The organism is Aliiroseovarius sp. S1123 (assembly GCF_023015885.1).
GTDB lineage: Bacteria > Pseudomonadota > Alphaproteobacteria > Rhodobacterales > Rhodobacteraceae > Aliiroseovarius.
The window spans coordinates 317,995-342,195 of sequence record NZ_JALKBE010000002.1 but is presented as its reverse complement, the minus strand read 5'-3'; the positions used below and the strand labels follow the sequence as shown (position 1 = coordinate 342,195).

Annotated in this window: 24 protein-coding genes and 1 tRNA gene; 16 read left to right on the top strand and 9 right to left on the bottom strand. The window is 58.0% G+C overall.

Features of this window, described 5'->3' with window-relative positions; all coding sequences use genetic code 11:
- Positions 1-261 precede the first annotated feature (261 nt).
- The 3 genes from recA (at position 262) to MWU53_RS05125 (ending at position 4,486) form a co-directional block, all read left to right on the top strand.
- Positions 262-1,338, top strand: coding sequence for a recombinase RecA (gene recA / locus MWU53_RS05135; RefSeq protein WP_281501306.1), 1,077 nt, complete (start codon positions 262-264; stop codon positions 1,336-1,338).
- Positions 1,339-1,476: 138 nt separating this feature from the next.
- Entirely contained in the window at positions 1,477-4,122 is a 2,646-nt protein-coding gene (gene alaS / locus MWU53_RS05130; RefSeq protein ID WP_247091119.1) for an alanine--tRNA ligase, read from the top strand.
- A 76-nt stretch (positions 4,123-4,198) separates the two neighbouring features.
- Entirely contained in the window at positions 4,199-4,486 is a 288-nt protein-coding gene (locus MWU53_RS05125; RefSeq protein WP_247091117.1) for a DUF1330 domain-containing protein, read from the top strand.
- Between the two features lie 53 nt (positions 4,487-4,539).
- On the opposite strand, the gene typA is transcribed toward MWU53_RS05125, so the two are convergent.
- The 3 genes from typA to MWU53_RS05110 form a co-directional block, all read right to left on the bottom strand.
- Entirely contained in the window at positions 4,540-6,360 is a 1,821-nt protein-coding gene (gene typA / locus MWU53_RS05120; RefSeq protein ID WP_247091115.1) for a translational GTPase TypA, read from the bottom strand.
- 102 nt (positions 6,361-6,462) lie between these two features.
- Complete coding sequence (locus tag MWU53_RS05115) at positions 6,463-6,792, bottom strand: SMR family transporter (protein WP_247091113.1); 330 nt, start codon at positions 6,790-6,792, stop codon at positions 6,463-6,465.
- 55 nt (positions 6,793-6,847) lie between these two features.
- A complete protein-coding gene (locus tag MWU53_RS05110) occupies positions 6,848-7,306 on the bottom strand; it encodes an Lrp/AsnC family transcriptional regulator (RefSeq protein ID WP_247091111.1) in 459 nt (152 codons plus the stop codon).
- 110 nt (positions 7,307-7,416) lie between these two features.
- Between MWU53_RS05110 and MWU53_RS05105 the strand changes: the two genes are divergently transcribed.
- Positions 7,417-7,623: a DUF6356 family protein gene (locus MWU53_RS05105; RefSeq protein WP_247091109.1), complete on the top strand. Its 207-nt coding sequence runs from the start codon at positions 7,417-7,419 to the stop codon at positions 7,621-7,623.
- Positions 7,624-7,658: 35 nt separating this feature from the next.
- The gene (locus MWU53_RS05100; protein WP_247091107.1) at positions 7,659-8,435 is read left to right on the top strand and encodes a class II glutamine amidotransferase; all 777 of its coding nucleotides are present in this window, start codon (positions 7,659-7,661) and stop codon (positions 8,433-8,435) included.
- Here the strand turns inward: MWU53_RS05100 and MWU53_RS05095 are convergent.
- Complete coding sequence (locus MWU53_RS05095; protein WP_247091105.1) at positions 8,432-9,229, bottom strand: enoyl-CoA hydratase; 798 nt, start codon at positions 9,227-9,229, stop codon at positions 8,432-8,434. The genes MWU53_RS05100 and MWU53_RS05095 overlap by 4 nt on opposite strands.
- A 56-nt stretch (positions 9,230-9,285) precedes the next feature.
- Between MWU53_RS05095 and MWU53_RS05090 the strand changes: the two genes are divergently transcribed.
- Both MWU53_RS05090 and MWU53_RS05085 read left to right on the top strand, forming a co-directional pair.
- Entirely contained in the window at positions 9,286-9,711 is a 426-nt protein-coding gene (locus MWU53_RS05090; RefSeq protein WP_247091103.1) for a PaaI family thioesterase, read from the top strand.
- Between the two features lie 66 nt (positions 9,712-9,777).
- Positions 9,778-10,767 carry an SLAC1 anion channel family protein gene (locus MWU53_RS05085; protein WP_247091100.1) on the top strand — a complete coding sequence of 330 codons (990 nt, stop codon included), beginning with the start codon at positions 9,778-9,780 and terminating at the stop codon, positions 10,765-10,767.
- Positions 10,768-10,817: 50 nt separating this feature from the next.
- Here MWU53_RS05085 and MWU53_RS05080 read toward each other — a convergent pair whose 3' ends face one another.
- Positions 10,818-11,051: a DUF1127 domain-containing protein gene (locus MWU53_RS05080; RefSeq protein WP_247091099.1), complete on the bottom strand. Its 234-nt coding sequence runs from the start codon at positions 11,049-11,051 to the stop codon at positions 10,818-10,820.
- A 121-nt stretch (positions 11,052-11,172) separates the two neighbouring features.
- Between MWU53_RS05080 and MWU53_RS05075 the strand changes: the two genes are divergently transcribed.
- The 4 genes from MWU53_RS05075 to MWU53_RS05060 all read left to right on the top strand — a co-directional run bounded on the left by MWU53_RS05075 (position 11,173) and on the right by MWU53_RS05060 (position 13,858).
- On the top strand, positions 11,173-12,564 hold the full coding sequence (locus MWU53_RS05075; protein WP_247091097.1) for a PLP-dependent aminotransferase family protein: 1,392 nt from the start codon (positions 11,173-11,175) through the stop codon (positions 12,562-12,564).
- Between the two features lie 139 nt (positions 12,565-12,703).
- Positions 12,704-13,168 carry a 50S ribosomal protein L13 gene (rplM, locus tag MWU53_RS05070; RefSeq protein WP_163035792.1) on the top strand — a complete coding sequence of 155 codons (465 nt, stop codon included), beginning with the start codon at positions 12,704-12,706 and terminating at the stop codon, positions 13,166-13,168.
- Between the two features lie 2 nt (positions 13,169-13,170).
- A complete protein-coding gene (gene rpsI, locus MWU53_RS05065; RefSeq protein ID WP_247091095.1) occupies positions 13,171-13,659 on the top strand; it encodes a 30S ribosomal protein S9 in 489 nt (162 codons plus the stop codon).
- 122 nt (positions 13,660-13,781) lie between these two features.
- A tRNA-Arg gene (locus MWU53_RS05060) sits at positions 13,782-13,858 on the top strand.
- 41 nt (positions 13,859-13,899) lie between these two features.
- Here the strand turns inward: MWU53_RS05060 and MWU53_RS05055 are convergent.
- On the bottom strand, positions 13,900-14,643 hold the full coding sequence (locus MWU53_RS05055) for a glutamine amidotransferase (RefSeq protein ID WP_247091093.1): 744 nt from the start codon (positions 14,641-14,643) through the stop codon (positions 13,900-13,902).
- A 103-nt stretch (positions 14,644-14,746) separates the two neighbouring features.
- Entirely contained in the window at positions 14,747-15,328 is a 582-nt protein-coding gene (locus tag MWU53_RS05050) for a DUF882 domain-containing protein (protein WP_247091090.1), read from the bottom strand.
- Between the two features lie 366 nt (positions 15,329-15,694).
- Here MWU53_RS05050 and MWU53_RS05045 point away from each other — a divergent pair, with 366 nt between their 5' ends.
- The 4 genes from MWU53_RS05045 to MWU53_RS05030 are packed head-to-tail and all read left to right on the top strand — an operon-like array spanning position 15,695 to position 19,984.
- The gene (locus tag MWU53_RS05045; protein WP_247091088.1) at positions 15,695-17,314 is read left to right on the top strand and encodes a L,D-transpeptidase family protein; all 1,620 of its coding nucleotides are present in this window, start codon (positions 15,695-15,697) and stop codon (positions 17,312-17,314) included.
- 55 nt (positions 17,315-17,369) lie between these two features.
- A complete protein-coding gene (locus MWU53_RS05040) occupies positions 17,370-18,476 on the top strand; it encodes a UDP-3-O-(3-hydroxymyristoyl)glucosamine N-acyltransferase (protein WP_247091086.1) in 1,107 nt (368 codons plus the stop codon).
- Positions 18,477-18,503: 27 nt separating this feature from the next.
- Complete coding sequence (locus tag MWU53_RS05035) at positions 18,504-18,770, top strand: acyl carrier protein (protein ID WP_247091084.1); 267 nt, start codon at positions 18,504-18,506, stop codon at positions 18,768-18,770.
- A gap of 5 nt (positions 18,771-18,775) precedes the next feature.
- On the top strand, positions 18,776-19,984 hold the full coding sequence (locus MWU53_RS05030; RefSeq protein WP_247091082.1) for a beta-ketoacyl-[acyl-carrier-protein] synthase family protein: 1,209 nt from the start codon (positions 18,776-18,778) through the stop codon (positions 19,982-19,984).
- A 73-nt stretch (positions 19,985-20,057) separates the two neighbouring features.
- Here the strand turns inward: MWU53_RS05030 and MWU53_RS05025 are convergent, their stop codons facing one another.
- Positions 20,058-20,693 (bottom strand): invasion associated locus B family protein, encoded by a 636-nt coding sequence (locus MWU53_RS05025; protein ID WP_247091080.1) that lies wholly within the window; start codon positions 20,691-20,693, stop codon positions 20,058-20,060.
- A 527-nt stretch (positions 20,694-21,220) separates the two neighbouring features.
- Between MWU53_RS05025 and MWU53_RS05020 the strand changes: the two genes are divergently transcribed.
- Positions 21,221-22,765: a helicase HerA-like domain-containing protein gene (locus MWU53_RS05020; RefSeq protein ID WP_247091078.1), complete on the top strand. Its 1,545-nt coding sequence runs from the start codon at positions 21,221-21,223 to the stop codon at positions 22,763-22,765.
- Between the two features lie 103 nt (positions 22,766-22,868).
- Here the strand turns inward: MWU53_RS05020 and MWU53_RS05015 are convergent, their stop codons facing one another.
- Complete coding sequence (locus MWU53_RS05015; protein ID WP_247091076.1) at positions 22,869-24,155, bottom strand: HlyC/CorC family transporter; 1,287 nt, start codon at positions 24,153-24,155, stop codon at positions 22,869-22,871.
- Positions 24,156-24,201 lie beyond the last annotated feature (46 nt).

The following is a 24,201-nucleotide window of genomic DNA, read 5'->3' as shown; positions in this document are numbered from 1 at the left end:
GGTCTGGTTCGGAATTCTCATTGAACTCAACAAGTCCTCTCGTAACACGCTGTATTTATGGCATTTAGATTGCTCTTGCCGTATGGGGTAGAAATTTTACCGGCGTTAAGAACTTGGTCACTCTTTGGTTCTACCTTGAAGATTAGTAAAACTTTACTTGAATTGTTCTGTTTTTGTACTCATACAGAAAAAAGAGAACAAGATAGGAACAATCCTGTGATTGCCGCATGCAGGCGGGTGTGGAATAAGTGAGGGCAAGAGATGGCAACAGCGGATATTTTTCAGATGAAGAAAGACAGCGACAAGCAAAAGGCGCTCGACAGCGCGCTGGCCCAGATCGAACGTCAGTTCGGCAAGGGCTCGATCATGAAACTTGGCGCGGACAATCCGGTGACCGAGATTGAATCTACCTCTACCGGGTCGTTGGGGCTGGACATTGCCCTTGGAATTGGCGGTCTGCCCAAAGGCCGTATTGTCGAAATCTATGGCCCGGAAAGCTCGGGCAAAACCACTTTGACGCTGCATTGCGTTGCGGAAGAGCAGAAAAAGGGCGGCGTTTGCGCTTTCGTTGACGCGGAACATGCGCTGGACCCGCTTTATGCAAGGAAGCTGGGTGTAGACTTGGACGAGCTTCTGATTTCGCAGCCGGATACCGGTGAACAGGCGCTTGAAATCGTGGACACGCTGGTGCGCTCGGGCGCGGTGAATATGATCGTGATCGACTCGGTTGCGGCATTGACGCCAAAATCCGAACTGGAAGGCGATATGGGCGACAGCAATGTGGGCGTTCAGGCTCGTTTGATGAGCCAGGCCATGCGCAAACTGACTTCGTCGATCGCGCGCTCGAATTGTATGGTGATCTTCATCAACCAGATCCGGATGAAAATCGGCGTGATGTTTGGCAGCCCGGAAACCACCACCGGCGGCAATGCGCTGAAATTCTACAGTTCGGTCCGTCTGGATATCCGCCGCATCGGCGCGATCAAAGACCGTGACGAAGTGGTCGGCAACGCCACCCGCGTGAAGGTCGTGAAGAACAAAGTGGCGCCGCCGTTCAAGCAGGTTGAGTTCGACATCATGTATGGCGAAGGAATCTCGAAAATGGGCGAGCTTCTGGACCTAGGCGTGAAGGCCGGCGTGGTCGAGAAATCGGGCGCCTGGTTCAGCTATGGTGACGAACGCATCGGGCAGGGGCGTGAAAACGCCAAGAATTATCTGCGCGAACACAAGCGCACAGCGCTAGAGATCGAAGACAAGATCCGCGCCGCACATGGTCTGGATTTTGAAATGCCAGAGTTCGAGAAGGACGAGGATGATGACGGGCTTCTTGAAGCGTAAAATCACCCGATAATTTGATCAAAGGACTGGCCTCGGCCGGTCCTTTTTTCTTTGAGTCTGCCAGAGGCGCTAGACGCTGTGGACAGCACGCGCGCGCAAGGGTAAACGAAACCGACAGCGCTTAAGAGACGAGACAAAATGGCCAGCCTCAACGATATCCGTTCGACTTTTCTGAACTATTTTGAACGCGAAGGGCACACGATCGTGGATAGCTCTCCGCTGGTGCCGCGTAATGACCCGACGCTGATGTTCGTGAACTCGGGCATGGTGCAATTCAAGAACCTCTTCACCGGGGTCGAAAAACGCGATTATGTACGTGCGACGACCGCGCAGAAATGTGTGCGGGCTGGCGGCAAGCACAACGATCTGGACAATGTGGGCTACACGGCGCGTCACCACACGTTCTTCGAGATGCTGGGGAATTTCAGCTTCGGCGACTACTTCAAGTCTGAAGCCATTCCATTCGCTTGGAACCTGATCACCAAAGAGTTCGGCATCCCGAAAGAAAGGCTCTACGTCACCGTGTATCACACGGATGACGAGGCGTTTGATATCTGGAAAAAGCTTGGGGTGCCCGAAGAGCGGATCATCCGTATCGCGACCTCGGATAACTTCTGGCAGATGGGTCCGACCGGTCCGTGCGGTCCCTGCACCGAGATTTTCTATGACCACGGCGAGCACATCTGGGGTGGCCCTCCCGGCAGCCCGGAAGAAGATGGTGACCGTTTCATCGAGATTTGGAACATCGTGTTCATGCAGAACGAGCAGTTCGAAGACGGCTCGATGATTGATCTGGACATGCAGTCCATCGACACCGGCATGGGGCTGGAGCGCATCGGCGCATTGCTTCAGGGCAGCCATGACAACTATGACACTGATCTGTTCAAATCGCTGATCGAGGCGTCCGCCCATGCGACGGGCGTGGACCCCTATGGCGACAAGAACGTCCATCACCGCGTGATCGCGGACCACCTGCGTTCGACCTCGTTTCTGATTGCGGATGGCGTGATGCCGTCCAACGAAGGGCGTGGCTATGTGCTGCGCCGCATCATGCGCCGCGCCATGCGTCATGCGCATCTGCTGGGTGCGAAAGATCCGGTCATGCACCGCCTGGTGCCGGAACTGGTGGCCCAGATGGGGCAGGCCTATCCGGAGCTCAGCCGCGGTCAGATGATGATCGAGGAAACGCTTCTGAACGAAGAAACCCGCTTCAAGAAGACGCTGGATCGCGGTCTGAAGCTGCTGGACGACGAAGTCTCCGGTCTGGCCGAAGGCGCAGACCTGCCCGGTGAAACCGCGTTCAAACTTTATGACACCTACGGTTTCCCGCTGGACCTGACGCAGGATGCGCTGCGTGAAAAGGGTCTGGGCGTGGATCAGCCCGGCTTCGATGCCGCCATGGAAGAGCAAAAAGCGCGCGCCCGTGCAGCTTGGTCCGGTTCGGGCGAGGCGGCGGATGCAACCATCTGGTTTGATCTGGCTGAACAGCATGGTGTGACCGAGTTCCTGGGCTATGACACTGAACATGCCGAGGGTCAGGTCCTGGCTCTGGTGCAGGACGGTGCGACCGTCGACAGCGCAAAGGCTGGTGACGAAGTGCAGATCGTCGTGAACCAGACCCCGTTCTATGCTGAAAGCGGTGGTCAGGTGGGTGACACCGGTCTGATCCGCACTGACAGCGGATCGGCTCATGTGATCGACACCAAGAAGGTGGCGGATGTATTTATCCACGTGGCGAAAGTCGACGAAGGTGAAATCACCAAAGGGCAGGGCGCGGAATTGGCCGTGGATCACCTGCGCCGCACCGCCATTCGCGCCAACCACTCGGCCACGCACCTGCTGCACGAAGCGCTTCGCAACGAGCTGGGTGAACATGTTGCTCAGCGTGGCTCGTTGAATGCGGATGATCGTCTGCGCTTTGACTTCAGCCACAACAAGGCCGTCACCCCGCAGGAATTGGGCAACATCGCGCGCGAAGTGAACACCTATATCCGCCAGAACACGCCTGTCGAAACCCGGATCATGACCCCGGATGACGCGCGTGACATGGGTGCGCAGGCGCTGTTTGGCGAAAAATATGGCGACGAGGTTCGTGTGGTCTCGATGGGGCATGCAGCAACCGGCAAAGGTGCGAATGGCGAGACCTATTCGCTCGAACTGTGTGGCGGTACACACGTCAAACAGACCGGCGACATTGGCATCTGCGTGATCCTATCGGAAGGCGCGTCCGCCGCGGGTATTCGCCGGATCGAGGCCCTGACGGGTAAGGCCGCTGTCGCACATATCGAAGCCGAAGCGGCCCGTGGGTCCGAGCTTCAGGGCATGCTGAAAGCCAAGCCAGAAGACGTCGTGGACCGCGTGAAAAGTCTGATGGATGAACGCAAGGCACTGCAGGCCGAGATTTCGAACCTGAAGCGCGAGCTGGCCAAAGCGGCTGGTTCAGGCGCGGAAGCGAAAGAGATCAACGGTGTGAAGTTCCTTGCTATGTCGATTTCCGGCGTGGGGGGGAAAGACCTGCAAGCGCTTGTGAATGAACAGAAAGACGCGCTGGGGTCCGGCGCAGTTCTTATCATCTCGGACAATGACGGCAAGGTGGCTGTGGCCGCTGGTGTCACCTCTGATCTGACCGATAAGCTGTCGGCTGTCGATCTGGTAAAGGCCGCTGTGCCTGAGCTGGGCGGCAAGGGTGGCGGTGGCCGTCCCGAGCTGGCACAGGGTGGTGGTGCGGACGCATCGAAATCCGCGGAAGCCATCGCTGCCGCCGAGGCTGCAATCGCGGGCTAAACTGCCCTTTCCAAACACAAAAAGGCCGCGTATCGTTTGCCCGGTACGCGGCTTTTTTTCTTTAAGGAGACCCCTCATGCCCGCCCTTTGGATTGCTCATGTTACCGTCACGGATGAAGAGGCATATGGAAAATATGCCAAGCTGGCTGGGCCCGCTGTCGCAAAACATGGCGGAAAGTTCATCGCCCGCGGTGGGCGTTATGTACAGCTTGAAGGCAAAGATCGTCCGCGCAATGTGGTGGCGAAGTTCGACAGCGTGGAGGCGGCCGAGACCTGCTATCATTCGCCAGAATACCAAGAGGCGTTGAGCCATGCGCGCAATGCATCCGAGCGCGAATTGCTGATCGTCGAGACAGATGAGTAAGACTTGCTAACGCATTGACAAAAAAGAAAAGGGGCCTTTCGGCCCCTTCCTTTTTATTGTGCAGCTTTCGCCATCCGCTTGCGTTCATGCGGGTCCAGATAGCGTTTGCGTAGGCGGATCGCATTTGGAGTGACCTCGACCAGTTCATCATCGTTGATATAGGCGATGGCCTCTTCCAGCGACAGTGTGACGGGTGTGGTCAGGCGAACCGCTTCGTCCGTGCCCGAGGCGCGAACGTTGGTCAGCTTCTTGCCTTTCAGCGGGTTCACTTCCAGATCGTTTTCGCGCGAGTGCTCGCCGATGATCATGCCTTGATAAACATCCGCTTGTGCGCCGATGAACATCTTGCCGCGATCTTCTAGGTTCCACAGGGCGAAGGCGACCGACTGGCCGTTCTCCATCGAGATCAGAACGCCTGCACGGCGACCCGGGATCGACCCTTTGTGGGGCGCCCAGCCGTGGAACACGCGGTTCAGAACGCCGGTACCGCGCGTATCGGTCAGGAACTCGCCGTGATAGCCGATCAGGCCGCGCGACGGCACGTGGCCGATGATGCGGGTTTTGCCAGCGCCTGCGGGGCGCATCTCGACCAGCTCGCCTTTGCGGGCTCCGGTCAGTTTCTCGATCACGGCGCCCGAGTAATCGTCATCCACGTCGATGGTGACTTCTTCGATCGGCTCGACACGCTGGCCGTTTTCTTCACGCATGATCACCTGCGGGCGCGAGATCGACAGTTCGAACCCTTCGCGGCGCATGTTTTCGATCAGAACACCCATCTGAAGTTCACCGCGGCCCGAAACCTCGAAGGCTTCGCCGCCGGGGGTGTCAGCGATCTTGATGGCGACGTTCGATTCTGCCTCTTTCATCAGGCGATCACGGATAACGCGCGACTGAACTTTCTTGCCGTCACGACCTGCCAGAGGGCTGTCGTTGATGCCGAAGGTTACGGTGATGGTGGGCGGGTCGATGGGTTGTGCGTCAAGTGGCTCGTCCACGGCCAGTGCACAAATCGTGTCGGCCACGGTGGCTTTTGACATGCCCGCGATCGAGACGATGTCGCCGGCCTGCGCTTCTTCGATGTCGGCCTCTTCCAGACCGCGGAAGGCGCGGATCTTGGTGACGCGGAACTGTTCGATCTTTTGGCCGATACGGCTGAGGGCCTGAACGGTTGCGCCCACTTTCAGCGTGCCGCTTTCAACGCGACCAGTCAGGATGCGGCCCACGAACGGGTCGGAACCCAGCGTGGTGGCCAGCATGCGGAAATCTTCGCTCTGATGTGCGATCTGCTTGGGGGCAGGGACGTGGTTGACGATCAGGTCAAACAGCGCGTGCAGGTCCTTGCGCGGTCCATCCAGCTCGTGATCAGCCCAACCCGAACGGCCCGAAGCATACATATGCGGGAAGTCCAGCTGATCTTCGTTGGCTTCAAGGTTGGCAAACAGGTCAAAGCATTCGTCCAGCGCGCGGTCGGGCTCGGCGTCGGGCTTGTCCACTTTGTTCAGAACGACGATCGGGCGCAGGCCCAGCGCCAGCGCTTTCGAGGTCACAAATTTGGTCTGCGGCATCGGGCCTTCAGCGGCGTCGACCAGCAGAACAACACCGTCCACCATCGACAGGATGCGCTCAACCTCGCCGCCGAAATCGGCGTGTCCGGGGGTGTCAACGATGTTGATGCGGGTGTTTTTCCATTCGACCGAAGTGGGCTTCGCGAAAATCGTGATGCCACGCTCGCGCTCGATCGCGTCATTGTCCATGGCGCGCTCGGCCACGGCCTGGTTTTCCCGGAACGCACCGGATTGTTTCAGAAGCTCGTCAACAAGAGTCGTTTTGCCGTGGTCAACGTGTGCGATGATCGCAATATTGCGCAGGTCCATAAGGGCCACCTTCGAAAGAAAAGGGATAAGTTAGGGCGCGCATAGCCCGGTTGTGGCGTGATTGCCAGAAGAAATGCGCGCGGGTGCAGGTATTTCGCCTGTTCAGTGCTGGGCGGACTGCGAAAACAGGTGAATGACTAGGATCCCGCCAAGGATCATCGACAGGCCGAGAAGAGCGGGCAGGTCCAGTTTCTGACCAAAAAGCGCATAGCCAATGCCCGCGATCAGTACGATCCCAAGCCCCGACCAAATCGCATAAGCCACACCAACGGCCATGTATTTCAACGCCCAACCCAGCAGAAAGAAGCTGATCCCATAGGCAACAACCACGGTCAGCGAAGAACCGAGCCGTGTGAATTGCTGGCTGGCCTGTAGCGCAGTGGTCCCGATGGTCTCGGCGATGACGGCAAGGATGAGGATCAGGTAGGGCATAGCTTACTTTCGATGTTAGGGCCGTTCTAAGTCGCCCTGAATCGCGTGTCTGGCCTTAAAGCGACAGTTCTGTGGTTTCCTTCAACTCTTCCATCACGAAACTGGCGGACACATCGCTCAGGTCTACTTTCTCGATCAGGCGCTGATAGAGCGCGTCATAGTCCTGCACGTCGTTCACCCGCGCGTGGATCAGGTAATCCAGATCACCGGTCATGCGATAGGCGCCGAGGATTTCCGGCATTAGTTTGACCGCGCGCGCGAATTTTTCAAGCCAATCTGGGTCGTGGTTCGAGGTGCGGACCTGAATGAAGACGGACAGGCCAAGTCCCAGTTTCTGCGGATCCAGAAGGGCGACGCGTTTGCGAATGATGCCGCTTTCCTGAAGGATGCGTACGCGCCGCCAGCAGGCATTGCGCGACAGGCCCACCTTTGCGCCGAGATCCTCGAGACTTTGGTCAGCGTCCTGTTGCAGAGCGCTCAGGATTTTGCGGTCGATTGTGTCAATATCATTCATTAGTTAAATATAGAGGGAAAATATCCCATAATCAATCGAATGTGCCCTGAGATTGGGAACTCTGCACGGGCCCAAGGCCTATCATGGTGTCACGCAACAGGAGATAGACCATGATCAACCGCATTTTCATCGAGCACCCGCAGTCAGTCGACGAAACCTATTTCCAGCATGCTCGATTTGCTGCCACGTTCAGCTTTTGGCTCTTTCTGGCGGCGGGCGCTGCCCTTATACATGCGATCATTCCGGCCGCGTTTGAAAAAACCGGTAGCCGCATCATCGCGCAACTTTACGCAAAGACTCATAATCGGGGCCAATAACCCCTTGGGGTGGAACTGGAAAGCAAGGGGGCAGCATGTGCCGTTGGGCAGCCTATCTGGGCGCACCTATTTTTATGGAAGAGGTCGTGGTCCAGCCCGGCCATTCGTTGATCCACCAAAGTCAAGAAGCGGAAGAAGCCAAGACGGCCATAAATGCCGATGGTTTCGGGGTGGCGTGGTATAACCACCGCGCCGAGCCCGGCCTCTATCGCGATGTGTTGCCCGCGTGGTCTGATCCGAACCTGCGGGCCATCGCGCATCAGGTGAAATCGCACCTGTTTCTGGCCCATGTGCGCGCCTCAACGGGATCGGCTACCAGCCGCAACAACTGCCATCCATTTGCCTACAAGCAATGGAGCTTCATGCATAACGGCCAGATTGGTGGGTTCGAAGGGTTTCGCAAGCAGGCGGATATGCTGATCCCCGATGCTCTTTATCATAAACGTCAGGGGGCCACGGACAGCGAGGTTCTGTTTCTTCTGATGATGGATGCGATTGAGCGCGGAGAAACCGTGCCACATGCGTTAGAGAACGCAACGCGCGCGCTTATGGACTTGTCGCACCGATTTGGCACCACACCGCATCTGCGCCTGTCCGCAGCGCTGTCAGACGGCACATCCCTGTGGGCTGCGCGTTGTGCGTCGGATCAACATGCGCCGTCTGTCTATTATCGGTGGTCCGAGAGCCGGCAAGGCTGGGCTGTCGTGTCCGAGCCGTTGGATCAGGATGAAGGAGACTGGATCAGCCTGCCTTCCGGCCACATCGCGCGCTTTGACGGGCGCGATGTGACAGTGGAGCCGTTTCAGCCCTAGTCATTTTGCGACCAGTCCGGCTTGCGCTTTTCGATGAAGGCCTGAATGCCCTCGGCGGTGTCGCGCAGCATCATGTTCTCGGCCATCACGCCGCCGGTGAAAGCATAGGCCTCTTCCAGGTCCATCAGGGCTTGATCATAGAAAGCGGATTTTCCGATCTTCACGGCGGCCCCCAATTTCGAGGCGACGGTTGCGGCCAGTTCGTCCGTCGCAGCGCGAAGCTGATCATGCGGTACGACGCGGTTGACCAACCCAACTTCGCGGGCGCGGGCGGCGTCGATGAACTCGCCCGTGGTCAGCATTTCGAACGCCACTTTGCGCGGCACATTGCGGGACAGGGCCACCATCGGGGTCGAGCAGAAGAGGCCAATATTCACACCGTTTACGCCAAAACGCGTACCCTCAGCAGCGACGGCCATGTCGCAGGTGGCAGCCAGCTGGCAGCCAGCGGCGGTGGCGATGCCGTGGATTTCGGCGATGACAGGTTGGGGCAGGCGCGGGATCAGGGTCATCACCTCGGCGCAGCGGGTGAACAGGTCGTTGAAATAGGCGTGCCCGCCATCCTCGGCAGCACGTCCGGCAGTCATTTCCTTCAGATCATGGCCTGCGCAGAACACCTTGCCCGCGCCCGCGATCACAATCGCCCGGATCGAACTATCTTCGGCCAGCGCCTCCAGTTCGGATTTCAACGCGGCCAGCATCGCGTCCGACAACGCATTCAGCGCGCCGGGGTTGTTCAGCGTCAATCTCGCAACTGACGCTGCGTCCTCGCGGATCAGAATTGGGTCTGCCATCTTGTTCTCCCTCAAAGTCGGGCCCACGATAGGCGTGAAGTGACTTGGGGGAAACAATGCAATTGAAAATGACGCAACGTGAGTTGCAGGCGTTCCTACAGGCTGAGTTCCCACAGGTTGCAGATGATTTCGAAGTGGCCGAGGTCGCGCCCATGCGTGCCATTATTCGAAAGCGCATCAGCAACAAGCATCTGCGTCCCGGGGGCACTGTATCCGGTCCCAGCATGTTCGCCTTGGCGGATGTGGCGATCTACCTGGCTGTGCTGGCTATGATTGGCCCGAAGGCGCTGGCTGTGACCACCAATTGCTCGATTGATTTCATGCGCAAACCGGCCTCCGGTGCGGATCTTTTGGCACATGCGACCATCCACAAGCTGGGCAAGGTGCTGGCCGTGGGTGACGTGCTGATCTATTCCGAGGGCAGCGACCGCCCTGTGGCCCGCGCCAGTTTGACCTACTCGATCCCGCCGGAACGGGGTTGACCCGGGCAGGGGAAAGGCGCACCACATTAGAAAATTGCTATATGTTGCGCGAGGATTATATCGCCCATGTCTGACACGACCCAAGCCCCCGATCCGAACACCGATGAGTTCAGCCGCCTGGCCCATTTCCCGGTCACCTTCTTTGCCATCGTGATGGGATTGATGGGCCTGACCTTGGCCCTGCATGCAGGCGCCCCCGCGATGCCGATGCTCGAGCCCGCGTCATCTCTGATGCTTTTGATTGGTGCTGCGGTGATGATCGTGATTGTCATGATTTATATCGCCAAAGCGTTGCGTCACCCCGCCGCCGTGGCCGAGGAATGGCACCATCCGGTCAAGTTGGCGTTCTTTCCGACGATCTCGATCTCGCTTCTGCTGTTGGCCACGGCTGTGTTCCCCTATAACGCCGTGTTGGCAGAGTATGTGTGGCTGTTGGGTGTTGCAGGGCAGGGCGTGCTGACCATCGCCGTGATTTCGGGCTGGATCAGCCATCGGTCCTTTCAGGTGGGCCATCTGACGCCCGCGTGGTTCATTCCAGCGGTGGGTAACGTGATTGTACCCGTGCTGGGCGCGCGGATGGGGTACATTGAGACCTCGTGGCTGTTCTTCTCTGGCGGCATGATCTTCTGGATCGTCCTTCTGACGCTGGTGATGAACCGCCTGATCTTTCACGATCCCATCGTGGCACGCCTGTTTCCCACGATGGTGATATTGATCGCCCCGCCTTCGGTTGCGTTTTTGGCTTATGTCAGCATGACCGGAGACATCGACGGTGTGGCGCGCCTGCTGATCTATTCGGGCTATATTTTTGCAGCGCTCGTCGTTGCGCAGGTGCCACGTCTCGCCAAATTGCCCTTCGCGCTCAGCTGGTGGGCGCTGAGTTTCCCCATTGCTGCCCTGTCGATCGCATCCTTCCGCTTTGCCCAGCTGGATGGTTCGCGCACGCATCACAATATCGGATTTATTCTGCTAATTGTGTTGGTTCTGGTGGTTGCTGGACTGATTTGGCGCACCGGAAAAGCAATTTTGCGCGGCGAGATCTGCGTTCCGGAATAAAAAAATGGCCGGGGGAGTGCCCCGGCCCAGGAAAAGGTTTCGGTTCAGCGTCACTCGCGCCAGAAGGACTTTTCCGCCTCAAGCTGCGCTTCGGTCTTGGTGATGCCGATATCTTTGTACAGGTGATCCGGTAGATCCCCCAACGCACGTCGCGTATTGCGGTTCATGCGCCATTTGGTGACGGTCACGGCGACGACAAGCGCGACTTCTGCCAAGGCGGGCAGCGGGCTGTTTGTGTCAAGAAAGGCGAGCCGGTCATGCCGGTACGTTTTTCCGTGTTCCATCTTTAACTCCAGGTATTGTATTGATACAATTGGGCGTGTATGCCATGTTGTACTGATACAAAGCGAATCTAAGCCACACAATTGGAATATTGTTATGGGTACAATTTTCTCGGAACAGCTCATGAGCGGCCAAGGCCCCAAATATCGCCGCTTGGTGGATGGCCTGGTGGCCGCCATCACGTCCGGCGATCTGCCCGAGGGCGAAAAGCTGCCGCCTGTGCGCGAGCTGGCGTGGGATTTGAAGATCACGCCGGGGACGGTGGCGCGGGCCTATTCGATCCTGGGTGAAGAAGGCTGGGTGTTGGCTGAGGTTGGGCGCGGTACCTTTGTACGCCCCCTAAACACGCGGCCAACGGCAAAACCAGTGCCAAGCGACGGCTATATGAAGCATCAGGCGCATGCGCTGCACAGTGAGCCTGAAACCGATTTCCTGTTCGCGCCGCGTCTGCCGGATGTTGGACAGGTCGACATCATTCGCGATGCCATCCGGGCCGCGGCTGACCTGCCGGACACGTTGCTATTACGCTACCCCTTCCACGGATCTCAGAGCTATTTGCGGGAAGCGCTTCTGGCGCATATTCCAGAACAAGAAAGAAACGGGCTCAGTGCTGACGAAATCGTAGTCACCAATGGGGGGCAGAACGCAATCATGCTGTCGATGCAGACCCTGTTGGCAGAAGGGCCGCGCGTCGTGATGGTGGAAGAGCATTCCTATCCCGGACTACGCCGCGCGGTTGAACTGCTGGGCGCAAAAGTCGTCGCCGTGCCGATGGATGAAGAAGGCGTTGATCCGCAGGCCTTGGAACATGTGGCGCGTAGCAGCAGCGCCAGTGTGTTTTTCACTATGCCCGAAGCCCATAACCCAACTTGTCGTGTCACAAGCGAAGCGCGCCGGCACGAGGTTGTGCGGATTGCACGCAAGCTTGGGTTTCACATTGTACAGGACGATTGCTATCGCCTTGGTCCGGCACTTGCGCCAAGTTATCGGGCGCTGCTGCCAGAGCAATCCTGGTTCATCTCTTCATTTTCCAAGACCATCTCTCCTGCGCTTCGGGCGGGGTATGTGGTGACGCCTGCGAACTGGTCAGGCAAGCTACGACGCGTTGTGGACGTAAACTATTTCGGCATCTCTTCTCCGGTGGCCGAGATCCTCTATCAGGTGCTCGCGCATCCTCGGCTTCCTAAAGCGATGGAGGATATGCGTCAGCGTAACCGAGAATATATCGAGGTCGCGGTGAACATGTTGGGGAGGTTTGATCTGGGTTGGAGCCACGACGTGCCCTTTTTCTGGCTCAAGTTGCCTTTGGGGTGGCGGGTTTCGAATTTCTGTCAGGTCGCTGAAACCAAGGGTATTCGTGTGCGTCCCGGGGATGATTTCGCGTTGCGGGGTGGGCCGTCTCCGCAGGCAGTGCGAATTTCGGTAAACGGGCAAATGCCGCTTGAACGGTTTAGAAGTGTTCTGGCTGATCTGATCGCGCTTTTGGACAATCCGACCGATACGTTAAGCGTCTAAGGGGCGATTTGTGTGGGGTAAAATAATACCGTAATTGTAAGGCATTGTTTTGTAACGATTTTCACATGAAGACTGCGCTTGACCCTGCCTTCAAAATCACTAAAACCACCACATCCGAAACCCAATCAGGGCTGAATCAATGAAAACCTTCTCTGCAACGCCTGCAGATATCGACAAAAAGTGGATCATCATCGACGCCGAAGGCGTTGTTCTTGGTCGCCTTGCATCGATTATCGCTATGCGTCTTCGTGGCAAACACAAAGCCTCGTTCACGCCGCACATGGACATGGGTGACAACGTCATCGTGATCAATGCGGACAAAGTACAAATGACCGGCAAGAAGCGCACCGACAAAGTGCACTACTGGCACACCGGTTACCCGGGCGGCATCAAGTCGCGCACTGCTGGCCAGATCCTTGAGGGTGCACACCCCGAGCGCCTGCTGACCAAAGCTGTGCAGCGTATGCTGCCGGGCGGCAAACTGAGCCGTCAGCAGATGACCAACCTGCGCATCTACGCCGGCGCCGAGCACCCCCACGAGGCCCAGAGCCCCGAAGTGCTGGACGTCAAGTCGATGAACCCCAAAAACACACGTGAGGGCTGATCATGACTGAAGAGATCAAATCGCTGGACGAGCTGAACACCGTCGCAGAAGGCACCGAAGCTGTTGTTGAGGTTGCTGCCCCCCGTGAGCCCGTCCGTGACGAGCTGGGTCGCTCCTATGCCACCGGCAAGCGTAAAGACGCTGTTGCCCGCGTGTGGATCAAGCCGGGTTCCGGCAAGGTCACCGTCAACGGCAAGGAAATGGACAAGTACTTCGCACGCCCCGTGCTGCAGCTGATCGTACGTCAGCCCGCACAGGTTGCTGGTGTTGAAGGCGAATTCGACGTGGTTGCCACCGTTAAAGGCGGCGGTCTGTCGGGCCAAGCTGGTGCTGTTAAGCACGGGATTTCGAAAGCTCTGCAGCTTTACGAACCCTCGCTGCGTGGCGCACTGAAAGCTGCTGGCTTCCTGACCCGTGACTCGCGTGTTGTTGAACGTAAGAAGTTCGGCCGCCGCAAAGCACGTCGTTCGTTCCAGTTCTCGAAGCGTTAATCGCCGAGATCCAGAATTTGGGAAGGGCTGCCGGTTCGGCGGCCCTTTTCTTTTGTACCGGTCTGATTTGCCGCTGTTTCATGTTGCGGGGGGCAGGGCGATGGCCTATATCCCGGCCTTAGGCACCCGTAGCTCAGCTGGATAGAGCGCTGCCCTCCGAAGGCAGAGGCCAGAGGTTCGAATCCTCTCGGGTGCGCCAATTTCCTAATGATATCTGTAGCATCTGCCCTTGGGTGGGGCTTAGCTGTCCCGATATCGTTCCACGAAGTTTCGCAGGATTTGCGCGGGGGCATGCACGTCTGCGGCGTGGACCATTTCGACCAGCGCGTCTGCTTCCTCCGGCGGGAAATAGCCGTGGTGTTTGTAGATACCGATCCGGGTTTCAAAGCCGTTTGCGTCGGCTTCCGGGTGGAACTGGGTGGCATAGACGTTCTGGCCGAAGCGGATCATCTGGAAAGGGCAGGGGGCGGATGTAACAAGCTGTACGCAACCTTCCGGTAGATCTTGCATCGCTTCTTTGTGGCCTACGAAAGCTTCGAACGCCTCGGGAATACCCTTCAACAGCGGATCGGCGCGCCCGTCATCGGTTAGACGACAGGGGCTGGCGCTGACGGGCTCTCCGAACTGCTCTTTTGACACAGCCCCGGGTTTAAGGTGATGGCCTAAGATGCCGATACCATAGCAGCAGCCCAGAAACGGAATGTCGCGCGACGTGATTTGCGGCATCAGTGACAGGCACTCGGCCTCGATCTTGGCCTCGACCTTGGATTTCTTCTCGGGCGCGTCGGACACACAGCCCGGTCCGCCACCAACGATCACGCCTGAATAGGTGGACAAGTTCAGATCAGCGGGGACATCCTCTTGATCCAGACGGATACGGTGCACCTGATCCTCGGATAAGCCGCCTTTTGACAGAAACGCCTGAAACTCGTCGTCCGAGGCATCGGTTTCAGGGCGCAGTTGCAGGATCAGGAAAGGTTTCATCGTCGCCTCGTCAATCGTTCAGGGCTTGATGCCAAACAACCTATCGCGCCACAACAAAAAAGCGCCCGCAGGCGCCTTTGCTTCGTTCTTGCCAGTTTTGGGATCAGCGGCCCCAGGTGCGGACCACGCCGCAATCCATGTGCACGAAGTTCGAGCCCGAGTATTTGCCAACGCCACCGCTGTTGCAGGCCACCGCAGCTTTGAAAATCTGGTTCACCGAGCGTGTCTTCAGACGCAGATCGGCTGCCTGACCCTTCATGTGTAGCGAGTTCTTGGCCACCCCACGCGAGCGCGAGCGCAGCATCGCGTTGGTTTTGGGCGAGCGATAGCCCGACAGCATCGTGTATGGTTCACGCACATCCATTAGGCCGTGGGCAGCTGCCATGATGTCGATGGTGCGGGTGTCGATCTTGATCGACGTATCCGTGCGCCAGTCACGCATGAAATGGTTGATCTCTTTCAAGGCGTCGTTGATGTACTTGCCTTCAACCCAATAGATCATGTTGATGGTTTCGCCGGTGCGGCCCGAATACATGGCCAGACGGCGTACATCGCCACCTCCGCGCAAAAAGCCGGCTGCATTAGCGTACATAGGAGCCGACGTCACAGCTGTTGCTGCAAAAGCCCCTAGTAGCCCGCGCCGAGTGATGCTCGATTTCAAGCCGTTCGAAGTCCCGTAGGTCATTGTCGTAGCGTGTCCCGTCGCTTGCCTGTTACCATACCCGCCTGACTCTGCGGTCAAATCGGGGCGGTATGTTTGCCTAATCCCCAGACGTGCCTTTTTATGACACAACTCGAATCGTGCGCCAAGTAGAGTTTTCAGTCCCTTAACGGGTTCAAGAAAAATCGGCAGGAATTTGCTGAAAAACGTGAAACAGGGGTTAACCGTGGCGTTGGGGTAGCACTCGTACCGGATAAGGTAAGGTATTCCGGAAACAGTTTAAGTGCTTTTCGCAAAACCTGCCTTGGTTTTCGGGATTGTGAATAGACAGCCTTAACCAGATGTTGGAATACTGAACATCAGTACGATCTCATTTATTTCGGACATGACATGACGAAAACATTGCCCGCGCGTGCACCCTTTATGACCGTTGCGTTTGCAGCTTTAGGTGCTGCTGTTCTGAGTATTTCTTCTCTTGCTCCCGCGATGGCGCAGAGCTCTGTTTCCGCGTTTGCCCAGTCGGTGGCCGAGGCCGCTGCGCGCGAAGGCGAGGTCGCAGCATTTTATCGAGCCAATGCTTATCAACCGATCTGGACCGGTACGTCACCCGACGATCTGGCCCGTCGGAAAGCACTTCTTGCTGCACTGTCAAAGGCTGCTGATCACGGGCTTCCGGCCGTCGATCTGGAGGATCTGAAGTCCCGCATGGCGAATGTCTCGTCGGTGCGCCAACTTGGGGCGCTCGAAGTCGAGCTGTCTACGCTTTTGGTCGACTACGCACAGGGTGTGAACACTGGCATTCTGACACCGTCCAGGATCGACGAGGGCATTGTGCGCAAGGTCGATCGCAAGGATGGCACGGATATTTTGACCACCTTCGCGGCCGCGTCACCTGCCGGGTTCCTGAAATCCCTGCCACCTAGAAATGCCGAATATGGCCGGCTGATGCGTGAAAAGCTGCGTCTGGAGGACACGATCCAACACGGCGGTTGGGGCAAGACCGTCTCGTCGAAAAAGCTTCAGCCCGGTCAGTCGGGTGACGCCGTCATTGCGCTGCGTAACCGTCTGGTGCGTATGGGGTATCTGAGCCGCTCGGCCAGCCGCACCTATGATGCGTCAATCCAGAAAGCCGTGCAGCAGTTTCAGGCCGATCATGGCCTGACCGATGATGGCGTAGCGGGGGCCGGCACCATCGCCGAGATCAATGTCGCGCCCGAGAAACGCCTTGCCTCGGTCCTGGTCGCAATGGAGCGCGAGCGCTGGACCAATTTCGACCGTGGCGCGCGTCACGTATGGGTAAACCTGACGGATTTCACCGCCAAAATCGTGGATGGGGGAAGCGTGACCTTCCAGACCCGTTCGGTCATTGGCAAGAACGTCTCGGATCAGCGCAGCCCCGAGTTCTCGGACGAGATGGAGCATTTGGTGATCAATCCCACCTGGAATGTGCCACGTTCGATTGCAACAAAAGAATATCTGCCGATGCTGAAGAAGAACCCCAATGCGGTCAGCCATCTGAAGCTGATTGACAGCCGGGGCCGTGTGGTCAAGCGCGAGGGGATGGATTTCACCCAATTTACCGCGCGTAGCTTCCCGTTTGCGATCAAGCAGGCGCCGTCGTCACGCAATGCGCTGGGGCTTGTGAAGTTCATGTTCCCGAACAAACACAACATCTATCTGCACGACACGCCATCCAAAAGCCTGTTTGCCCGCGAGGTACGCGCCTTCAGCCACGGGTGCATCCGTCTGAGCGATCCGTTTGATTTCGCCTATGCGCTTTTGGCCAAGCAAAGCAGCAATCCCAAGGCGACCTTCCACAAGGCGCTGGACACGCGCCGTGAGACCCAGATTGATCTGGAGCAGCACGTGCCGGTACATATCATCTATCGCACCGCCGTGGCGCCTGCGAAAGGACGGGTCAACTACCGTCGCGACATTTATGGGCGTGACGCAAAAGTTTGGGCCGCTTTGCAAAATGCCGGGGTAGCACTTCCGGCCGTGGATGGTTAAATCCTTTAGTGCGGTGTTCGGGCGCAGAAGCCCGGCACCATTAAAGGAGCGTTGAATGACTTTCACCCTGTCCGAGATTGCCACCGCATTGGGGGCCGAATTCCACGGCGATGGCAGCATCGCCCTGTCAGGCGCAGCCGAGCCTCAGGATGCCCGCGCGGATCAACTGGCGCTGGCGATGGACCCGAAATATGCCGATGGCATTGCTAAGGGACAGGCCCGCGCAGCTTTGCTGTGGGATGGGGCTGACTGGCGGGCACTTGGACTGGACGGCGCAATTTGCATGTCGCGCGGCAAGACGGCGATGCCCGTTCTGACCCGCGCATTGGATCCGGGTCTAGGGATAGCGCCGGGCATCCACCCCAGCGCGGTTGTCGATGCCAGCGCCCAGATCGGCGAAGGCGCCCATATTGGACCGCTGGCTGTGATCGGGGCGGATGTGAAAATTGGGGCGAATGCGCAGGTCGGGGCGCATGCTTCGATTGGCTATGGTACCGTGATCGGAGACGATCTGGTCCTGCATCCGGGCGCGCGCATTGCGCATCTTTGCGTCATCGGGAACCGCTTTATCGGGCAGTCAAACTCGGTTGTGGGCGGAGACGGGTTTTCGTTCGTCACGTTAGACAAGGAAAGCGCGGTTGAAAGCCTGCGCGGCGGTATGGCCGAAGGTGAAACGGCCGGATCTGTGGAAGGCAGCGCGCACTGGGCACGGGTCCATTCTCTGGGCGGTGTCGAGATCGGGGACGACGTGGAACTGGGGGCAAGCTCGACCATTGACCGGGGCACAATCCGCGCCACACGGATTGGGCGCGGCACCAAGATCGACTGTCAGGTACAGGTCGGTCACAATGCCGAAGTGGGCGAAGACGTGATGATGTGCGGCAATGTGGGCGTGTCGGGATCAGCAAAGATCGGCAACCGCGTCGTTCTAGGCGGCAAGGTTGGTGTCAGCGACAACATCTTCATCGGGGATGACGTAATCGCAGGTGGTGGCACCAACATTTATACCAACGTACCTGCCGGACGTGCCGTTCTGGGCAGCCCTGCCGTGAAGATCGAAACGGAAATGGCCATCCGGCGCGAGTTGCGCCGTCTACCACGTCTGGCCGAGACGCTACGTGACCTTCAAAAAACGGTTACAAAACTGGTGGACAAGGGCTAGAAATTCGCCAACGCGAAAGGGAACCACATGTCTGAAAGCATTCAGGACCGCGTCATCGCCATCATCGCCGAGCAGGCCGTTCTCGAGCCGGGCGATGTCAGTCTCGATCAAACCTTGGAAGATCTGGGCATCGATAGCCTTGGCCTTGTTGAAAGCATCTTTGCCATCGAAGAAGCCTTTGACATATCGGTGCCATTCAACGCCAACGACCCGTCGGCAAGCGACTTTGATATCTCGTCGGTTGCCGCCATCATTCGTGCGGTCGAAGGACTGGTTGCGGATCAAGCCGCATAATCCTCATGAAGAGAATTGTCATCACCGGCCAGGGCACGATCAACGCGCTTGGCCGAAACGTCCCCGAAACGCTCGAAGCGATGCGCGAGGGACGGTGCGGGATCTCGGATCTCGAGTTTCAGGACGTCGAACGCCTGTCGATCCGTATCGGCGCGCAGGTCAAAGGCTATGAGCCGGAAGAGACGTTCAACCGTCAGCAGATCGCGCTTTATGACAGGTTCACCCAGTTCACTCTGATCGCCGCACGTCAGGCGATTAGCCAGTCCGGCCTGACCTTCTCGGGCGAGCTTGCGGCGCGGTCCGGTGTGGTTCTGGGGACGTCCGGCGGCGGGATGAACACGCTGGATGAGAACTATCGCTCGGTCTACGAGGACGGTAAGAACCGAGTGCATCCCTTTGTTGTACCCAAGCTGATGAACAATGCAGCCGCCAGCCACGTGTCGATGGAATGGAACCTGAAGGGGCCAAGTTTCACCGTGGCGACGGCCTGTGCCAGCTCGAATCATGCGATGGGGCAGGCGATGCAGATGATCCGGACGGGCATGGCGGATGTCATGGTCACCGGCGGCTCCGAGGCCATGCTGTGCTTTGGCGGGATCAAGGCGTGGGAAGGCCTGCGGGTCATGTCGAAAGACGCCTGCCGCCCATTCTCGGCCAATCGCAACGGGATGGTACAGGGGGAAGGCTCGGCGGTGTTTGTGTTCGAGGAATACGAGCACGCAAAGGCGCGCGGGGCCGAGATCTTGGCCGAGGTGGTCGGCTTTGCCATGACCTCGGACGCGGCGGATATTGTGATGCCATCGAAACAGGGCGCGTCACGGGCGATTGCCGGTGCTATGCGGGATGCACGCCTGAATCCCGAGGACGTGTGCTATATCAACGCCCATGGCACCGGTACGGCGGCCAATGACAAAACAGAATGTGCCGCGGTTGCGGATGCGTTTGGGCATCACGCAGACGAATTGATGATTTCGTCGACCAAGTCCATGCATGGGCACCTGATCGGCGGTACCGGCGCGGTCGAGCTTTTGGCCTGTATCATGGCGCTGCGCGAGGGCGTGATTGCACCGACAATTGGTTATGAAGAGCCCGATCCGGAATGCGCGCTAGACGTGGTGCCAAATGTGGCGCGCGACGTGAAAGTCGGCGCGGTTCTGTCAAACGCCTTCGCGTTTGGCGGGCTGAATGCGGTGCTGGCCTTGCGGGCGCACTGAGGGCGCTACAAGTGTCATCCAAACAAGAACGCCGCCCAACTAGGGCGGCGTTTTGCGTTCATTTCTAACGTACTTACTGCGCTGCCGGTGCTGGGCGCGGAACCGGTGCTGCCAGTTCGTCAAAAGAGGCTGTAAAGCCTGTCAGCGACATCGTCAGGTTCACACGCTGATCTGGCGCGGCAGCCGGAACGATCGATATCATCGCGTTCGCACCTGCTTTGAATCCCGCGATCTCGTCTGCGGTAAAGCCAATATTGGCCACGCAGCCCAGCTGGGTGCAGAAGCGGAACGGATAGCGTCGGCCTTGTGTACCATCAACCGAGATCGTCAACTGTTGGGTCAGCAGCGTTTCCAGCGGAACAACGACCGTTGCCCCGGCCACGGCCTGAGCACCCTGGGGCAGTTTGCCCAGCGAAATCTCGGCGACGGCGTTTCCGGTGCTATCCTTCAGAAGCTGATACATCTGGCATGGATCGTCGCCTTGGCCTTCCGGAAGCGCAATGCACTTGCGTTCCCAGTCGCCGGTGACCTTCTCGACATAAGTTTGACCGGGCTGGCGGGTGGTATCGACGGGTTCGCCCAGATCCACAACCGGTTGGGCTGCCGGAGCCTCTTCGGTGGGTGCTTCCGAATTTTCCTGTGCCATGGCAGCGGTACCCAGCGATAGGGCTGCCAACAGCGAGAGGGATTTGATCAGCTCGATATTCATGATCGGTCCTTGTTTCGAAATCAATTTTGTTGGGGATGGAATAGCATGGCGCCATAGGGGTGTCAGGTGGAAATACATTGGAACGGCGGGAAAACCGGGTGGAATGCCCTTGGTGGCGATAGACCGCCGATGCGGGCTGCAAGGGCGTCACCAAACCAGCAGAAAAGCGCCAAGTTCATAACCATAAAGAAAGGGACCCACTTCCGCGGATCCCCTTCGAATTTCTCTCCCTGCCGGACTGACCGGCTTATGGGGGCGACGCTATGTCACTTGCATTTGGCGGTCAAGCTAGAAAGTGACGTGCAATCGACATAATCGGAACTTTTTACGTCACCAATTTGATCTTCATTAAATTTCGCGCAAGGCATTGAACATGATAAAAAAACCGCGCCCGAGGGCGCGGCAGTCTGACAGGGAGGAAGTCTTCCCAGACCCAAATGGCCGATGGGAATGATTACAGTATGGCCTGTGTTGGTTAATTTAGTATTGTCGCAGAGAAGTTTGATTTCATAGCCGGGAGACAGCACGTGGACGGTACGATTTTTATTGGTGGCGGTGGCGATAACTACGGCGAGAAACAAGGGCTGTTGCTGAAATACGCAAACCGACACGGGCTGGTTGCGGGGGCGACCGGGACGGGCAAGACCGTCACGCTGCAAATCATGGCCGAAAGATTTGCCGCCCAGGGCGTGCCGGTGTTTCTGTCGGATGTAAAAGGCGACCTGTCCGGCTTGGCCAAGGCAGGCGATGCTGGTTTCAAGCTGCACGACGCTTTTACCTCGCGCGCCGAGAAAATCGGCTTTGATGACTATTCCTATGGCGCATTCCCGGTCACGTTCTGGGATCTCTACGGCGACCAGGGTCACCCAATCCGCACCACTGTGTCCGAGATGGGGCCGCTTCTGCTATCCCGCCTGCTCGAGCTGACCGACGCTCAGGAAGGAGTCCTGAACATTGCCTTCCGCGTAGCGGATGAACAGGGACTTGGGCTTTTGGATCTCAAAGACCTTCAGGCGCTTTTGGTGTGGGTTGGCGAGAACGCCAAAGATCTGTCACTGCGGTATGGCAACGTTTCGACGTCGTCTATCGGGGCCATTCAACGTTCGCTTCTGGTGCTCGAAAATCAAGGTGGCCATAAACTTTTCGGTGAACCCGCGTTAGAGCTGTCGGACATCATGCGGACCGACACGGATGGGCGCGGGCGGATCTCGATTCTTGCCTCCGACAAGCTGATGGGCGCGCCACGTCTTTATGCGACGTTCCTGTTGTGGCTGCTTTCCGAATTGTTTGAAGAACTGCCCGAAGTGGGCGACCCCGACAAACCGAAGCTGGTCTTCTTCTTTGACGAAGCACATTTGTTGTTCGACGACGCTCCCAAAGCGCTGGTCGATAAGGTGGAACAGGTCGCACGTCTGATCCGCTCAAAGGGCGTCGGCGTCTACTTCGTCACGCAGAACCCGGCAGACGTCCCCGAGGACATCCTGGGTCAGCTGGGCAACCGCATCCAGCACGCCCTACGCGCCTTCACGGCCAAGGATCGCCGCGCCCTGAAGCAAGCCGCCGAAACCTATCGCGACAACCCGCGTTTCTCGACCGAAGACGCCATCCGCGAGGTTGGTGTGGGCGAGGCGGTGACGTCTTTCCTGGAATCCAAAGGTGCGCCGGGCGTGGTCGAGCGTACGTTGATCCGCCCGCCATCCTCGCAGCTTGGTCCAATTGAACCGTCCGAGCGAAAAACCTTGATTGACGCATCGCCGATTGCTGGGAAATACGAGACGCTTCAAGACCGCGAAAGCGCGTATGAGGTGCTGACCAAACGCGCCGCAGAGGCGGCGAAAGAAGCAGAAGAGGCTGAGCGCCTTGAAGAAGAGACTGCAAGCGCGGCAGAGCGGGAATATCGGGCCGGACGGCGCTATTCAGGCAGCAAGGTCGGGCGATCGACCTCGCGCCGCAAGTCGTCCTCGGGCGGGTTTGGGAAAGCTGTGACGGATGTGGTGATCAAGGAACTGAAAGGCACCACGGGCAAACGCATCGTGCGCGGCATTCTGGGATCGCTTTTCAAAGGGCGCTAAAAAGCGCCCGCCGTTGCAGGATCTGCACTTGTTTCCCTTCCTCTTGCCTCAAATACCTTGGGGGTGAGCGCGGTCCGCGCGAGGGGGCAAAGCCCCCTTGTTCTTACAGTGGCCGGATCCGCAGCATTTCAATCCGGTTGCCGTCTCGCTTCACCACTTCAAACCGGAAGCCGTGGAAGCTGAACACCTGACCTTCGTTGGGGATCATTTGCGCTTCGTGAATCACAAGACCAGCGATGGTGTTGGCCTCCTCATCCGGAAGTTGCCAGTCCTTCGCGCGGTTCAGATCGCGGATGGTCACGCTGCCCTCGACCATGAAGCTGCCATCGCTTTGCGACTTAATCTCGTGCGCGGTCTGGATGTCGAACTCGTCGGTGATTTCACCCACGATCTCTTCCAGAATGTCTTCCAGCGTGATCAGACCTTCAAGCGACCCATATTCATCCACCACCAGCGCAAAATGCGTGTGGCGCTTCAGAAACTCACGCATCTGGTCATCAAGCGTGGTGGTCTCGGGGATGAAGTAAGGCTCCATCGCCACTTGAAGCACGTCGAACTCCTCGATCAGTTTGCCCTCGCGTTGAAAGGCATACATCGCACGGGACAGGTCTTTGGCGTGGATGACGCCGATGATGTTCTCTGGCTCGTCGCGATAGATCGGCAGACGTGTGTGGCGCGATTCCAGAATTTGCTCCAGCACCTCGACGGCGGGGGCGTCGGCGTCGATCATCTCGATCTGACTGCGGTGAAGCATGATTTCTTCGACCGCACGGTCACCCAGATCCAGTGCGCCCAACAAACGGTCGCGGTCTTCTTTCTCGACCATGCCCTCCGAGTGGCCCAAAGCAATCGCGCCCATAATCTCCTCGCGCACAGCAAGGATGTGACTGTCCGGGTCCGTTTCGACGCCAAACAGGCGCAGGACGCCCCGGGTGATCATGCGCACAGCGGATACGATGGGCGCAAAGACAAGGATGATCAAAGCAATCGGGCCCGACGCGCGCGAGGCCGCCATTTCAGGCCGCGTGATCGCATAGGTCTTGGGCAGCACCTCGGCAAAGATCAGGACCAGCAGGGTCATGACAAGGGTGGCGAGAGCCACACCGCTGTCGCCGAAGAGGCGCGTGAATAGCGCAGTGGCCAGTGAGGTCGCCAAAATGTTCACAAGGTTATTGCCCAAAAGAACCGAGCCGATCAGACGTTCATTGTCCTCGGTGATATTCAGCGCGCGATCCGCACCCCGGTCGCCCTTGTCAGCACGCGAGCGCAGCTTTCCGCGTGACGCAGCTGTCAGCGCCGTCTCCGAGCCCGAGAAGAAGGCAGACAGCACCAAAAGCGTCGCAATCGCCGCGCAGCTGATCCAAAATCCGGTGTCTAAACCCACGTCCATCGATAACTCCATTGTTCTGCACAATCTTATGGGCACTTGCGGCGGG